Genomic DNA, 13683 nt, shown 5'->3' with positions numbered 1-13683 from the left:
GGTTTGCGCAACCCCTTCTAATCCGGGCTTTCAGCACCTGGCACAGCTCCTGCTATAGCTCTGGCAGGCTGCGTTTCGGCGCGCTCCACAAAAACAACTATGAAGGTCCCTTCGATGGATAACTCCACCACCCTGCCAGCCGGGGCGGCCGTTGCGCCCGCCGCGGAAAAAACCACCCGAAGCCGACTCAAGTCGATTTTCAGCGGTTCGATCGGCAACATGGTCGAATGGTACGACTGGTACGTTTACGCCGCGTTTTCCCTGTATTTCGCCAAAGCCTTCTTCCCTGCCGGCGACACCACCGCACAACTGTTGAACACCGCTGCGATCTTCGCCGTGGGCTTCCTGATGCGCCCGATCGGTGGCTGGCTGATGGGCATCTACGCCGACCGCAAAGGCCGCAAGGCCGCACTGATGGCCTCGGTACTGCTGATGTGCGCCGGCTCACTGGTCATTGCCCTGACCCCGGGTTATGAAACCATCGGCGTTGCCGCCCCGGTCCTGCTGGTAGTTGCTCGCTTGATGCAGGGCCTGTCGGTGGGCGGTGAATACGGCACCTCGGCCACCTACCTCAGTGAGATGGCGACCAAGGAGCGTCGTGGCTTCTTCTCCAGCTTCCAGTATGTGACCCTGATCTCCGGCCAACTCATCGCTCTGGCCGTGCTGATCATCCTGCAGCAGACCCTGACCACCGAGCAGCTGTATGCCTGGGGCTGGCGCGTACCGTTCGTGATCGGCGCGCTGTGTGCGGTCGTGGCCCTGTACTTGCGTCGTGGTATGGAAGAAACCGCCTCCTTCACCAAGAAGGAGAAGTCCAAGGAAAGCCTGATGCGCACCCTGATGCGCCATCCCAAGGAACTGGCAACCGTGGTCGGCCTGACCATGGGCGGCACCCTGGCCTTCTACACCTACACCACCTACATGCAGAAGTACCTGGTCAATACGGTGGGCATGAGTATCAGCGACTCGACCACCATCTCGGCGGCGACCCTGTTCCTGTTCATGTGCCTGCAACCGATCGTAGGCAGTCTCTCCGACAAGATTGGGCGGCGTCCGATCCTGATCGCCTTCGGCGTTCTGGGCACCGTGTGCACCGTACCGATCCTGACCACCCTGCACACCATCGAAACCTGGTGGGGCGCGTTTTTCCTGATCATGGCAGCGCTGATCATCGTCAGTGGCTACACCTCGATCAATGCCGTGGTTAAAGCCGAACTGTTCCCCACCGAAATCCGCGCTCTGGGCGTCGGCCTGCCTTACGCACTGACCGTATCGATCTTCGGTGGCACCGCCGAATACGTGGCGCTGTGGTTCAAGAGCATCGGCATGGAAACTGGCTACTACTGGTACGTAACTGCCTGTATTGCCTGCTCGTTGCTGGTGTACGTGTTCATGAAGGACACCCGCAAGCATTCGCGGATTACGACTGACTAACCGCATCGTTTGAGTGTGTAGAAAAGGGGGCGTCCAGCAGTGGACGCCCCCTTTTTTCGTTTAACGACCCATTAATCCGGGGCGCTCATTCTTCTTCAATCGCCAGGCGCCTAAGTAGTCGCTGCCGCCAGGCTGCGATCGGGCGTGAAACGGCCGTGATCACGGTGATTGGATGACGGCCGCTGCGCAGCCGATCGCAGCCTGGCGGCAGCGGCTACGACTGCCCAGCCATATTTACATATATCGAATATATCGATTTATAGGCGCTATTTTTTGCGCTTTTTAATCAATTTAATTGGCGTAGCATTAAACCCATAGCAACAAACAACCCCTCACCACCCCGGAGCAACAACCATGAAAAGCAAACTGATCCTGACCCTGGCCTTCTCGGTACTGGCTGCCAACGCTTTCGCCGAAGACGGTTTCGACCGCACCAACGCCCACAGCTTCAACGCCGTACAAACCCAGTCGGCTACCGTTGCAGAAGATGGTTTTGATCGCACTGGCGCGGCCAAATTCGCTGAAGATGGTTTCGATCGCACCCAGGCCCACCGCATCAGCTAATCGCTGCTGCGACGCAATCAGCCCGGCTTCGGCCGGGCTTAATCGTTTTCAGCCAGGCAAAGCCTTGGCACACTAGGCGCCTACTCACAGGGAAGGCCCTTGGGCCAATGCAGATGTATTACTACGAACCCGCAAAAGGCCACGGCCTGCCCCACGACCCGTTCAACGCCATCGTCGGCCCACGCCCGATCGGCTGGATTTCCTCCCAGGACGAGCAAGGCCGCCTGAACCTGGCGCCTTACAGCTTCTTCAACGCGTTCAACTACATTCCGCCAATCATCGGTTTCTCCAGCGTCGGGCGCAAAGACAGCCTGAACAACATCGAGAAAACCGGCGAGTTCGCCTGGAACCTGGCTACCCGGCCACTGGCCGAGGCCATGAACCAGAGCTGCATCGCGGTCCCGGCCGATGTCGATGAATTTACGCTGAGCGGCCTGACCCCGGTGGCCTCGAACGTCATCGCCGTGCCGCGGGTACAGGAAAGCCCGGTGTCGTTCGAATGCAAGGTGACCCAGATCATTCAGCTGCAGCGCGCCGATCAAGCGCTGGTGCCGAGCTGGCTGATCCTCGGTGAGGTGGTAGCGGTGCATATCGCCGAGCATCTGCTCAAGGACGGCATCTACGACACCGCTGCCGCGCAACCGATCCTGCGCGGCGGTGGGCCTGCGGACTATTTCGAGTTGGGCAACCTGTTCAAGATGGCCCGCCCACAGGTCAACGGCTGAGTTACCAGACCAGTTCGGCGTCGTCGTTGACGCCCTGCAGGCGTTCAAGTTCGGCACAGGCGGCCTCGTCAGCCGCCAGGGCGGTCTTGAACGTCTGCCCGTCGAGGACTTTGTGAAAGCGGGGTGCGCCGCTGGCGCCCAGGCCTTTCACGGCGATTGCCGCGCAATAGCCCTCGTCGCCGCGAACCGCTGCCGATACGGCCTCAAACTGCGAAAATTCTTTACGTGCCATGTGCCTCAAATCCACATCGATTGCCGAAAAACGCCATTCTAACCCGCAGACGGCTCAGCGAAGGTATGCAGGTCAAGACTGGCAACCACCTGGGCCTGCACCAGCTCGCCGAACAGGTCCAAGGTGGGCGACGCGAAATAGCCACTCATCGCCTGTTGATCGCGCCAGAATCCGCTGAGCAGCCAAAGGTCGGCATCGGCCTGGGACTGTTGCAGATTGAAGTGCAGACAACCCGGCGCCCGTCGCGAAGGTTCGAGCAATTGACGCAAACGCGTGCCCAGTTCCACTGAGCGACCGCTGCTGGCCCGGATAAAAGCAAGGTGGGTAAGCGCGTGTGGCGAGGTCATGAGCGTTTCTCCTAGAGCAGCCTGTTGTTATTGCCAGGTTGCACAGGTTAGGCGACGCTTCGCGCGTGCCGTTAGGTCATTCCTGTCGCCCGCTTGCCTGATCCTGCGCGCTGCAGGATCAGGCAAGCGGGCGACAGTATTCTGCTAGCGCCACTGCTTGCACAAACCTATGCTGCACAGGTCCTTGTCTGGAAGTACCGCGATGTCTATCCCCACCTGCGATCGGCAGGTTCTCGATCCCGCCCTGGAGCAGCAGCGCCTGGAGCTGGCCGACCTGGTGCGTCGTCATGCGCCACACAGCAGCAATGTCGAGTCGGCTATCGAAGACCTGTTCGTGGTCAGTTACCAGGAAAGCGTGCGCTCAATGCCAGCGCTGGCTCAACCGGCCTTGTGCATCCTCGCCCACGGCAGCAAGGAAATCTGTCTGGGGGATGAACGTTACGTCTATGACCCGTTGCACTACATGGTGCTCTCGGTGGCCTTGCCGATCAGTGGCGTGTTGCTTGAGGCAAGCCCGGAGAACCCGAGCCTAGGGGTGCGAATGAACATTGACCCGGCGCAGATCAATAGCTTGATTGCCGAAGCCGGGCCGATGGGCGTTCCGGCGCTGCCTTCGGGTCGCGGGCTGTATGTCGAGCGCACAGATCCGCTGTTGCTCGATGCCTTGCTGCGTTTGATCCGCCTGCTCGACACACCGAAAGACATCGCGGTGTTAGCGCCGTTGATTCGTCGGGAAATACTCTACCGCTTGCTGCGGGGGCCGCAAGGCTATCGGCTCTACGAAATTGCCATGTCCAGCAGCCAGACCCATCGGGTTTGCCAGGCGATTGAATGGCTCAACCAGCACTTCCATCGCCCGCTGCGTATCGATGACCTGGCCCGTGAAGTGAACCTCAGCAGCTCGACCCTGCATCACCGCTTCAAGGCGGTGACTTCGATGAGCCCGTTGCAGTACCAGAAGCAGTTGCGTCTGCAGGAAGCGCGACGGCTGATGCTCAATGATGGGCTCGAAGCTGCAGTGGCCGGGTATCGGGTGGGCTATGAGAGCCCATCGCAATTCAGCCGTGAGTACAGTCGACTGTATGGCGCGCCGCCCGCGCGGGATCTAGCGCGGTTGCGCAGTGCACTGTAGACCGGCACCGACAAAGACGCCCTCCTGTGGGAGCCGGACTTGTCGGCGATGGGCTGCAAAGCAGCCCCGAATACACTACCGCGCTGTCACCACATGCTTGATTTCCTGAAAGGCACTCAACCCCCAAGGCCCAAGTTCGCGGCCAATACTGCTCTGCTTATAGCCACCCCAGGCCGTCTGCGGAAAAATCACCTGGGGTGCGTTGACCCACACCAAGCCTGCCTCAAGTGCGTTGGCCACCCGCTGCGCTGCGCCCAAATCCCGGCTTATGACGCTGGCAACCAAGCCAAACTCACTGTCATTGGCCAGGGCCACCGCCTCGGCCTCGCTGGCCACCGAGCGTACACACAACACAGGACCAAAGATTTCCTCACGCCACAGCGCACTGTCCAACGGCACCTCGGTAAACACCGTAGGGCTGATGAAGTACCCGCACGGCAGTTCAGCCGGGCGTGAACCACCGCAAAGCAATTGCGCGCCAGCGTCCAGCCCGGCAGCAATGTGTTTGTGCACACGCTGATACTGCGCGTGGTTCACCAGTGGGCCCATGTCACTTTCGCCGGCAAGCGGATCACCCAGTCGAATCGACTCGGCCTGGGTCTTGAGCCGGACGATAAAGTCCGCATACAAGGCCTCCGCCACCAACACCCGACTGGTGGCCGAGCACATTTGCCCGGCATTGAAAAAGCCACCCAGGCAGGCCAGTTCCAGCGCCAATTCGAGGTCCGCTTCCTCCAGCACCAACAAAGAGGATTTGCCGCCCAATTCCAGGCTCACGCCCTTGACCGTCTCGGCGGCACGCTGCATGACCTGCACGCCCACCGCATTGCTGCCGGTGAAGGAGATTTTGGCGATCCGTGGATCCGCCGCCAGCGCAGCGCCCACCGCAATCCCGGTGCCACAGACCAGGTTGAAGACACCGTCCGGCAAACCGGCTTCAGCAATCACTGCGGCCAGTTCCAACTCCGCCAGTGGCGTGACTTCAGACGGTTTCAACACTACGCAGCAACCGGCAGCCAAGGCCGGCGCCAGTTTCCATGCGGTGGTGACCATGGGGAAATTCCACGGCACAATCAACCCGACTACACCGCATGGCTCGCGCCGTAACCGTGCTACAAAATCGTCAGTGGGCAACGCCACCGCACAGTCCTGTCCCGCGTCGAAACCGTCGGCAAGGTCGGCGTAATAGCAGAAGGTGGCAATGACATCGTCCACATCCAGCTGCGCTTCGGCCAACGGCTTGCCGTTGTTGCTGGCCTGCAAAGTGACCAGACGCTCGCGACGCGCCTCGACCCCCTCGGCAATCGTGCGCAGCACCTTCGCCCGCTCACTACCGGTACTGCTCGACCAGCCGCTGAACGCCTTGCGCGCGGCCAGGGTCGCACGCGCCACCGCTGCGCCGTCGCCGCCGGCCACTTCAGCCAACTGTTGTTCGTTGCTTGGGTTTATCACGCTAAGCGGGCACGGGCCGTGCTGCCAGACACCTTCGATATAAACACCGGCAAGCTTCATCATGCGGGTACCGCCTGCTGCCATTGGTTCTGGTCGATTTCAATCAGGCTCGGCCCCCTGCGGTCGCAGGCTTGACGTAGCGCTTCACGTAGCTGCTCCACATCACCTACGGCTTGGGCTGCACAGCCCAAGGCCTTGGCCACGCCGATAAAGTCCGGGGTGTAAATGTCCACGCCCACCGGCTCGATGGCGCGGTTGACCATGTATTTCTTGATTTCCTCGTAGCCCTGGTTGTTCCACAACAGCACGATCAGCGGTACCTGCGCCTCGGTGGCACTGGCCAGCTCCGGCAAGGTGAACTGCAGGCCGCCGTCACCGATCAGGCAGATGACCGGCGGGCGCGCTTCGATTGCTTGAGCACTGCCCAACCAGGCGCCCATCGCCGCCGGCAAGGCGTAACCGAGCGTGCCGTAGCCGGTGGAGGCATTGAACCAGCGCCGTGGCTGGTCCATATCCAGGGTCAGGTTGCCGGTGTAGACCGGTTGGGTCGAGTCACCCACCAGCACCGCGTTCGGCAGGGTCTCGAGCAAGGTTTTGAGCATGCGCGTCTGGCTGTGCATCGGCAGGTCCCAGTCGGCCAGCAACCGCTCGCGCAAGCAAGCTGCGCGGCTGGCGCCCCACTCGGTACTGCGTACCGGTGCCGGTTGATCAGCCAACGCAACCAACAGGGCATCGGTGGCCACTGTGGCGTCTGCTACCAAGGCAATTTCCGGCGGATAGTTACGTACGGTCTGGTCTGGATCGATGTCGATGCGCAGCAAGCGACCTGGGATCTCGAAGCCACCTTTGAAGGTCACGTCATAGTCGGTTTCGGCAAGTTCGGTACCAATCGCCAAGACCACATCCGCTTCGGCCACCAGCTCACGGGTTGCCACCAGCGACTGGGTGGAACCTATCTGCAGTGGATGGTTGGCGGGCAATACCCCCTTGGCGTTGATGGTCAGTGCCACGGGTGCCTGCAGGTATTCCGCCAGGCGGGTCAGCGCCGCACTGGCAGCAATCGAACCACCACCGGCGAGAATCAACGGACGCCGGGCGCTGGCCAACAGGGCCGCCATCTGCGCCACTGGCGCCGGTGCGGCGCCAGCACGGGCAATTCGTACCGGGGTGCTGGCCAGCAGATGGTCAGCGTCCTCGACCAGTACATCCAGGGGAATCTCGATGTGCACGGGACGTGGGCGGGCCCCCTCGAACACGGCGAAGGCGCGAGCCAACACCACTGGCAGGTCATCAGCGCTCATTAATGTGTGAGAGAACGCCGCGACGCCGGCAACCAGGCCACCCTGGGCCGGCAGCTCGTGCAGTTTGCCGCGCCCGCCCCCCAATTGATTGCGCGACTGGACGCTGGAGATCACCAGCATCGGAATCGAGTCAGCGTAAGCCTGGCCCATGGCGGTAGTGATGTTGGTCATGCCTGGGCCGGTGATGATAAAGCAGACGCCCGGTTTGCCACGGGTACGCGCATAGCCGTCAGCCATGAAGCCGGCACCTTGCTCGTGGCGTGGGGTAATGTGGCGGATAGAAGAACGTGCCAGCCCGCGGTAGAGCTCGACGGTATGTACGCCAGGAATACCGAAGACATGGTCAACACCATAGCCTTCAAGGAGTTTTACCAGTACTTCGCCACAAGTTGCCATGTTCGTCTGCCTGTTATTGTGCTGAAACCAGGCGTTATTGGACCGCTGCCTCGCTACCGGCACAATGCAAAAAAGCTCATACTAGCCATGTCCTCAGATCATGGCTTATACCCGATGAAGCGCCTGCCGCCGTTGCCCGCCCTGCATACCTTTCTGGTCACGGCCCAATGCTGCAACTTCACTCGCGCCGCGCAATTGCTGCACATCACCCAAGGCGCAGTCAGTCGTCAGATTGCCGGGCTTGAAGAGCACCTAGGTTATGCGTTGTTCCTGCGCCAGGCCCGTGGCCTGAGCCTGACCCGCGAAGGCCAGGACTGGTTGCCACGGGTGCAGCAGGTGTTCGCGTTGATCGAGGAAGGCGTGCAGCACGTCGGTGCACGCAGTGCCATCTTGCAACTCAAGGCGCCGACCTGCGTGATGCGCTGGCTGTTGCCACGGCTGATGGAGTGGCAGGCGCTGCGCCCGGAAGTGCCAGTGGAACTGACAACTACGGTGCAGCACGGCGTGGACTTTCGTCGGGAAGTATTCGATGCAGCAGTGGTCTATGGCGCCGCGCCCCAAAATGGATTGCACACGCTAAAGTTGTTCGATGAGCAACTGACACCGGTGTGTGCCCCGCAGCTACTGGCAGGCCCTGTGCCTTTGCGGCAGTTAGCGGACCTTGAGCAACACATGCTGCTGCACCCGACCCGCGACCAGCACGACTGGAACGTCTGGCTGAATGCGGCCGGCGCGGCCCTGCCCCGGCACGGCAAGGCCCAACATTTCGAGACCTTGGACATGGCCATGTCCATGGCCTCTCAGGGTACCGGAGTGGCGATAGGCGACTGGTCGCTGATCGGAGATGACCTCAGTTGCGGGCGCCTGGTAGCGCCCTTCCCGCTCAAGGTCAGCACCGGTCAGGCCTACTACCTGGTCCGCCCGCAGGGAGCATCGTCAACAGCCCTGACCGAGTTGCTCGACTGGCTGTGCGATCAGGCCACAGGTGCCAGGGCTCAGTAACCGACCGTAAAACGCTGACGCGAATGGGCAGGCTTTTCCACTTCGTCGAGCATAGCAATTGCGTAGTCGGCAAAGCTGATCCAGCTCTTGCCATCGTCACCGATCAGCAAGTGGTCCTTACCGAGGTGATAACGGCCTGTACGCGCGCCTTCAACGAACTCGGCCGACGGTGACAGGAAGGTCCAGTCCAGTTCCTTCTCCTGACGCAAGGTATCGAGGTAATGCCCACCGGCAGTGGCCTCGGCTTTATACGCTTCGGGAAAGTCCGGGCTATCGATCACTTTGTGCCCCGAAGGCAGTTGCAGGCTGCCCGCCCCTCCGACCACCAGCAGTCGCTTGACCCCGGCTTTCTTCGCCGGCTCGATAATGGCCTGTGGCTTGATGCCGGAGAAGTGTGCAGCACTAAGCACCACATCATGTCCGCTCAACGCCAGTTCCAATGCAGCGCCATCGTTGACATCCAAGGCTACGGTAGTCACGCCGTCACGCCCCTGCAGCGTGGCCGGATTGCGTGCGATGGCGGTGACGCGGTGGCCACGGCGCAGGGCCTCTTCCAGCAACTGGCTACCGGCACGGCCGGTTGCCCCGATGATTGCGATCTTGCTCATAGCAATGCTCCTGTCAGGATTGAACAACACTTACCACTTCATTTCGCCCTTGGCGACCTTGGCACTGAGCGCCAGCGAGCTCTCTTCGCCGAGGTTCGGGTAACGCTTTTTCATCGCTGCGATCAGTTCGGCGGCGTTGTCAGCCTTGGCGGTTTCCTCGTCGAAGGCACGGATGTAGTCTGCGCTGAAGCGCACGGCTTCAAGTGACTCGCCGGGCTGGCCCAGGTAGTGCCCTGGCACCACCACCTGCGGCTTGAGCTGTTCAATGCGGTTGAGGGTCGCCAGCCAATCCTGGTGCGATTGCGCCGTCTGGGTGTCGGCCATCCATACGTGCAGGTTATTGGCCACCACCACGCCGCCGACCACCGCTTTGATTGACGGAATCCAGACAAAACTGCGATCCGGTTGCGGACCGTCCAGGCCAAGCACTTCAAGGCTTTGCCCTTCCAGCTTCAACTGATTGCCTGAGAGCACCTGCGGGACGACCAGTTGCGCAGGCTTGTCCGCCCCCATCTGCGGCCCCCAATAGGCCAGTTTGGCAGCCATGGTCTGTTTGATATGGGCAACCGTTGCCGCAGACGCAACGACTTTGGCCTGGGGATAGGCATCGGTCAGGGTCTGCAGGCCGAAGTAGTAATCCGGGTCACCATGACTGATATAGATAGTGGTCAACCGCTTGCCACTGGCGCGAAGTTTGTTCAGCACCTGCTCGGCCTGGGCTTTGCCGAATTGGGCATCCACCAGGATGGCATCGTGCTGGCCGCTGACGATTACCGAGCTGACCGGGAACAAGGCCGCACTGCCGGGGTTATAGACATCCAGTTGCAGCGCCTGCTCGGCGGCCTGAACCTGGGCCAAGGCCCCAAGGGTGGCGAACGCCAGAAAAAAACCGCGCAGGGACAATGAACGACGCATCAAGGCAATTCCTGTGAGAGAGGCAATGTGCAACAGCTTAGTTGCACGAACCAAGGCAAAAAATGCGATGCTGGGACATAGTTTGTTTCTGAAAGCGGGCAAATCATGGATCGTCTGACAGCAATGCGGGTCTTCGTTAGTGTGGTGGACCTTGGCAGCCAGTCCGCTGCAGCTGATCACCTTGACCTGTCGCGCCCGGTGGTCTCCCGCTACTTGGCCGAGCTGGAAGGCTGGGTCGGCGCACGCCTGATGCAACGCACTACCCGCCGCCTGAGCCTGACGGCTGCCGGCCAGGAAACCCTACCGCGTTGCCGGCAGATGCTCGAACTTGCCGGCGATCTGCAAGCAGCTGTCAGCGCACCGGACGAGGCGCCGCGAGGGGAACTGCGTATCAGCGTCAGCACCTCGTTCGGCCAGGCCCAACTGATGGATGCCATCGCCATTTACGTCAAACGCTACCCCGGGGTGAAGATTGATCTGCAGATGCTCGATCGCACGGTGAATCTGGTGGATGAACGCATCGACCTGGCGATCCGCACCAGCAACGACCTGGACCCCAACCTGATCGCCCGTCGCCTGAGCGTGTGCCGCTCAGTGATCTGCGCCTCCCCGGCGTATCTGCGCGAACACCCGGCGCCGTTGCAGGTCGAGGAGCTGGTGCAGCACAACTGTCTGACCCACTCCTACTTCGGCCGGAGCCTCTGGCACTTCGAGGTGGACGGCGAAACGCTCTCGGTGCCGGTGCAAGGTTCTATCAGCGCCAATGAAGCCATGACCTTGCAGCGGGCGGCACTGGCCGGTGCCGGTATTGCGATGTTGCCCACCTACCAGACCGCAGCGGCGCTGCGCAGTGGCGAGTTGGTGCGCCTGTTGCCTCAGGCCAAACCGCAGGCGCTTAACCTCAACGCCGTTTACACCTCGCGCAAGCACATGCCCGCGACCTTGCGCAGCATGCTCGACTTTCTTGCCGAGCGCTTCACCGCTGAGCCGGAGTGGGACCGCGACCTGCTCTAGCCCGGGCAGCTTCGGCAAAGCGCAGCTATGCTTTAACTAGCACCTGTGCAGGTTGAAAGAGGTGAGCATCATGGGCCTCAAATCCAGGAAGTGCGCTGTCGTCTGTGCCATTGCCGCCGTCGTCGGGCTGTATGCCACTGCGGCTTACCGGGTTGAACAGACCCGTCACCAGCCCTACTCCGCCGCCAGTTGCAGCTTGGCCCATTGCGTGCCACACACTGCGACCTTGAGCGCCCTCAGGTAAAGCAACGCCGATCGTCACGACGTACGCATCGAAGCAGACGCTTAGCAAGCTATCGAGTACACTGGCCAGCACTTGCTTTCGCAGCACAGCCTGCGAAATAACCCTGCCTTTCGAGCTGGCCTGTGACGCAACTGAACACTCCGCAACCGGTCCTGCGCAGCGTGCTTGTCGCGTTGATGCTGGCAATTTTCCTTGGTGCCTTGGACCAGACCATCGTTGCTGTGTCGATGCCGGCGATTTCTGCGCAATTCAATGATGTAGGCCTGCTGGCCTGGGTGATCTCTGGCTACATGGTGGCCATGACGGTGGCCGTGCCGATCTACGGCAAACTTGGCGACCTGTACGGTAGGCGGCGGATGATCCTTACCGGCACCGCGCTGTTCACCCTGGCCTCACTGTTCTGCGCCTTGGCGCAGAACATGGAGCAACTGGTGTTGGCCCGCGTACTGCAAGGCATCGGCGCTGGCGGCATGGTTTCGGTCAGCCAGGCGATCATCGGAGACTTTGTTCCACCGCGCGAACGCGGCCGCTATCAAGGCTATTTCAGCAGCATGTATGCCCTGGCCAGCGTCACCGGGCCCGTGCTGGGTGGTTATCTCACCGAGTACCTGTCTTGGCGCTGGGTCTTCTGGTTGAACCTGCCACTGGGGCTGGTGGCCTGGTGGGTGACTCGCCGTGCGCTGCGGACCCTGGCAGTGCCACAGCGTCAGGTGCAGGTCGACTACATGGGCGCGGCGTTGTTGATTTTCGGTCTGGCAAGCCTGTTACTGGGCATCACCCTGATCGGTCAGGGTCACCCTTGGCATTCCTCGCAAGTGAGCGCCTTGCTGTTGTGTGCGCTGGGCGGATTACTGGTGTTTGTCCTGCACGAACGCCGCGCGCCGGAGCCGTTGTTACCGCTAAAACTGTTCGCCAATCCGGTTGCCACCTTGTGCTGGTGCACGCTGTTCTTCACCAGTTTTCAGGCCATTTCCCTGACGATGCTCATGCCGCTACGCTATCAGAGCATCACCGGTGCCGGTGCCGACAGTGCCGCCCTGCATCTGCTGCCGTTGGCCATTGGCTTGCCGATCGGTGCCTACTGCGGTGGCCGCCTGACCAGCTTCACCGGTCGCTACAAACCGCAGATTCTTGGTGGTGCGTTGTTGATGCCGTTTGCCATAGTCGGCATGGCCTTCACGGCGCCTCAGGCTGCCTGGCTCAGTGGCCTGTTCATGGTCTTGACCGGTATTGCCTCGGGTCTGCAGTTTCCCACCTCGCTAGTCGCTACCCAAAGCGCCGTAGAACCTCGAGATATCGGCGTGGCCACCAGTACCAGTAACCTGTTTCGCTCGCTCGGGGGTGCCATGGGGGTTGCTTGCATGTCGGCGCTGTTACTGGCGATGTTGCCGCAGGGAGGCCTGAGCATGACGGGCGATGCCTTGCTCGGCAGCCTCCAGGCCGGTGCGCCGAGCGCGCAGATGCATGAGGAATTGCTACTGACATTTCGTCATCTATTGCTCGGCAGTGCTATGGTGTCTCTGCTCGGGCTGACGGCGGCATTGGCGTTGCCTGACAGACAACTACGCGGGCGGTAGTAGGATACAAGTGAAGGCCGTGGAAACAATTCATCACAAACCTTCACAAATAGTCATTTGCGCAAGGCCGGGCTCAAGCGCAGCATATCCAGCCCGGTATCGACCCACAGCTCAGCTTCACCCAATAGGTCGAAGCTTTCCGGCAGCAGCAGCCAGCGGCGGATCAGGCCGTCTATATAGGCATAGATCGCCAGCGCCGCACGCTCAGGGTCTACATCTGCGGGTAACTGCCCGCGCTTGACTGCATTGCCCAGCGATAACGCGATATGGGCGTGACACTCCACTGTCGAGGTCTGTCGTTGCTGGCGGATCTCACACATATCATCGGTGAACTCGCATTTGTGATGCAGAATTTCATTGATTCGTCGGGTTTTCGGGTCAAGCACCATTTGGTGCATCAACTGGACCAGCAGCTTGCGCATGCAGCCGAGCGGATCAAGCTCCTCTTCGCTTTCACTGGCGCGGGCCAAGGCATCAAGCGGCTCGTGCAGGCTTTCGAGCATGGCTTCGACCAGCGCGGCCTTGTCGTTGAAGTGCCAGTAGATCGCGCCGCGGGTCACGCCCGCCAGCTTGGCGATATCCGCCAGTGTGGTACGCGCTACCCCGCGCTTATAGAAGGCCTTCTCCGCAGCCTCAAGAATCTGGGTGCGGGTTTCCTGGGCTTCTTCTTTGGTTCGACGGACCATGGCAGTACCACCTCATCAAGACCCAGGCACGTCTATAGGCACCTGGGAGCTAGG

Annotated in this window: 14 protein-coding genes and 1 pseudogene; 8 read left to right on the top strand and 7 right to left on the bottom strand. The window is 60.9% G+C overall.

The features are described from left to right. Window positions 1–114 precede the first annotated feature (114 nt). From CX511_RS05830 to CX511_RS05820, 3 genes and pseudogenes are all read left to right on the top strand, one after another. Complete coding sequence (locus CX511_RS05830; protein WP_045185568.1) at window positions 115–1434, top strand: MFS transporter; 1320 nt, start codon at window positions 115–117, stop codon at window positions 1432–1434. Window positions 1435–1788: 354 nt separating this feature from the next. After that, window positions 1789–1995: pseudogene (locus CX511_RS05825) on the top strand (heme utilization protein); the annotation flags it as partial. Window positions 1996–2111: 116 nt separating this feature from the next. Next, window positions 2112–2723: a flavin reductase family protein gene (locus CX511_RS05820; protein WP_045185861.1), complete on the top strand. Its 612-nt coding sequence runs from the start codon at window positions 2112–2114 to the stop codon at window positions 2721–2723. A gap of 1 nt (window position 2724) precedes the next feature. Here the strand turns inward: CX511_RS05820 and CX511_RS05815 are convergent, their stop codons facing one another. Beyond that, entirely contained in the window at window positions 2725–2955 is a 231-nt protein-coding gene (locus CX511_RS05815) for a hypothetical protein (protein WP_045185562.1), read from the bottom strand. 38 nt (window positions 2956–2993) lie between these two features. Then, entirely contained in the window at window positions 2994–3302 is a 309-nt protein-coding gene (locus CX511_RS05810) for an antibiotic biosynthesis monooxygenase family protein (protein ID WP_101293725.1), read from the bottom strand. A 202-nt stretch (window positions 3303–3504) separates the two neighbouring features. Between CX511_RS05810 and CX511_RS05805 the strand changes: the two genes are divergently transcribed. After that, on the top strand, window positions 3505–4434 hold the full coding sequence (locus CX511_RS05805) for an AraC family transcriptional regulator (protein ID WP_101293726.1): 930 nt from the start codon (window positions 3505–3507) through the stop codon (window positions 4432–4434). Window positions 4435–4509: 75 nt separating this feature from the next. Here CX511_RS05805 and CX511_RS05800 read toward each other — a convergent pair whose 3' ends face one another. Beyond that, window positions 4510–5949, bottom strand: coding sequence for an aldehyde dehydrogenase family protein (locus CX511_RS05800; protein WP_101293727.1), 1440 nt, complete (start codon window positions 5947–5949; stop codon window positions 4510–4512). Continuing rightward, window positions 5946–7583 (bottom strand): 5-guanidino-2-oxopentanoate decarboxylase, encoded by a 1638-nt coding sequence (locus tag CX511_RS05795; protein WP_045185549.1) that lies wholly within the window; start codon window positions 7581–7583, stop codon window positions 5946–5948. The genes CX511_RS05800 and CX511_RS05795 overlap by 4 nt, the downstream gene beginning before the upstream one ends. A 114-nt stretch (window positions 7584–7697) precedes the next feature. Between CX511_RS05795 and CX511_RS05790 the strand changes: the two genes are divergently transcribed. Further along, window positions 7698–8585, top strand: a complete 888-nt coding sequence (locus CX511_RS05790; protein ID WP_101293728.1) for a LysR substrate-binding domain-containing protein — start codon at window positions 7698–7700, stop codon at window positions 8583–8585. Here CX511_RS05790 and CX511_RS05785 read toward each other — a convergent pair. Both CX511_RS05785 and CX511_RS05780 read right to left on the bottom strand, forming a co-directional pair. Further along, window positions 8579–9193, bottom strand: coding sequence for an NAD(P)-dependent oxidoreductase (locus CX511_RS05785; RefSeq protein WP_045185544.1), 615 nt, complete (start codon window positions 9191–9193; stop codon window positions 8579–8581). The two genes, CX511_RS05790 and CX511_RS05785, sit on opposite strands and share 7 nt — an antisense overlap. A 30-nt stretch (window positions 9194–9223) precedes the next feature. Then, window positions 9224–10108 (bottom strand): MBL fold metallo-hydrolase, encoded by an 885-nt coding sequence (locus CX511_RS05780; protein WP_045185541.1) that lies wholly within the window; start codon window positions 10106–10108, stop codon window positions 9224–9226. A gap of 105 nt (window positions 10109–10213) precedes the next feature. On the opposite strand from CX511_RS05780, the gene CX511_RS05775 reads away from it, so the two are divergent. The 3 genes from CX511_RS05775 to CX511_RS05765 all read left to right on the top strand — a co-directional run bounded on the left by CX511_RS05775 (window position 10214) and on the right by CX511_RS05765 (window position 12943). After that, entirely contained in the window at window positions 10214–11122 is a 909-nt protein-coding gene (locus tag CX511_RS05775; RefSeq protein WP_045185538.1) for a LysR family transcriptional regulator, read from the top strand. 70 nt (window positions 11123–11192) lie between these two features. After that, window positions 11193–11366, top strand: a complete 174-nt coding sequence (locus tag CX511_RS05770) for a hypothetical protein (protein WP_177327794.1) — start codon at window positions 11193–11195, stop codon at window positions 11364–11366. A gap of 122 nt (window positions 11367–11488) precedes the next feature. Then, window positions 11489–12943: an MDR family MFS transporter gene (locus CX511_RS05765; protein ID WP_269216851.1), complete on the top strand. Its 1455-nt coding sequence runs from the start codon at window positions 11489–11491 to the stop codon at window positions 12941–12943. A 53-nt stretch (window positions 12944–12996) separates the two neighbouring features. On the opposite strand, the gene CX511_RS05760 is transcribed toward CX511_RS05765, so the two are convergent. After that, window positions 12997–13629 carry a TetR family transcriptional regulator gene (locus tag CX511_RS05760; RefSeq protein WP_045185535.1) on the bottom strand — a complete coding sequence of 211 codons (633 nt, stop codon included), beginning with the start codon at window positions 13627–13629 and terminating at the stop codon, window positions 12997–12999. Window positions 13630–13683 lie beyond the last annotated feature (54 nt).

The sequence above is a fragment of the Pseudomonas sp. S06B 330 genome, assembly GCF_002845275.2.
Classification (GTDB): Bacteria; Pseudomonadota; Gammaproteobacteria; order Pseudomonadales; family Pseudomonadaceae; genus Aquipseudomonas.
This window is presented reverse-complemented; position numbering and strand designations above follow the sequence as displayed.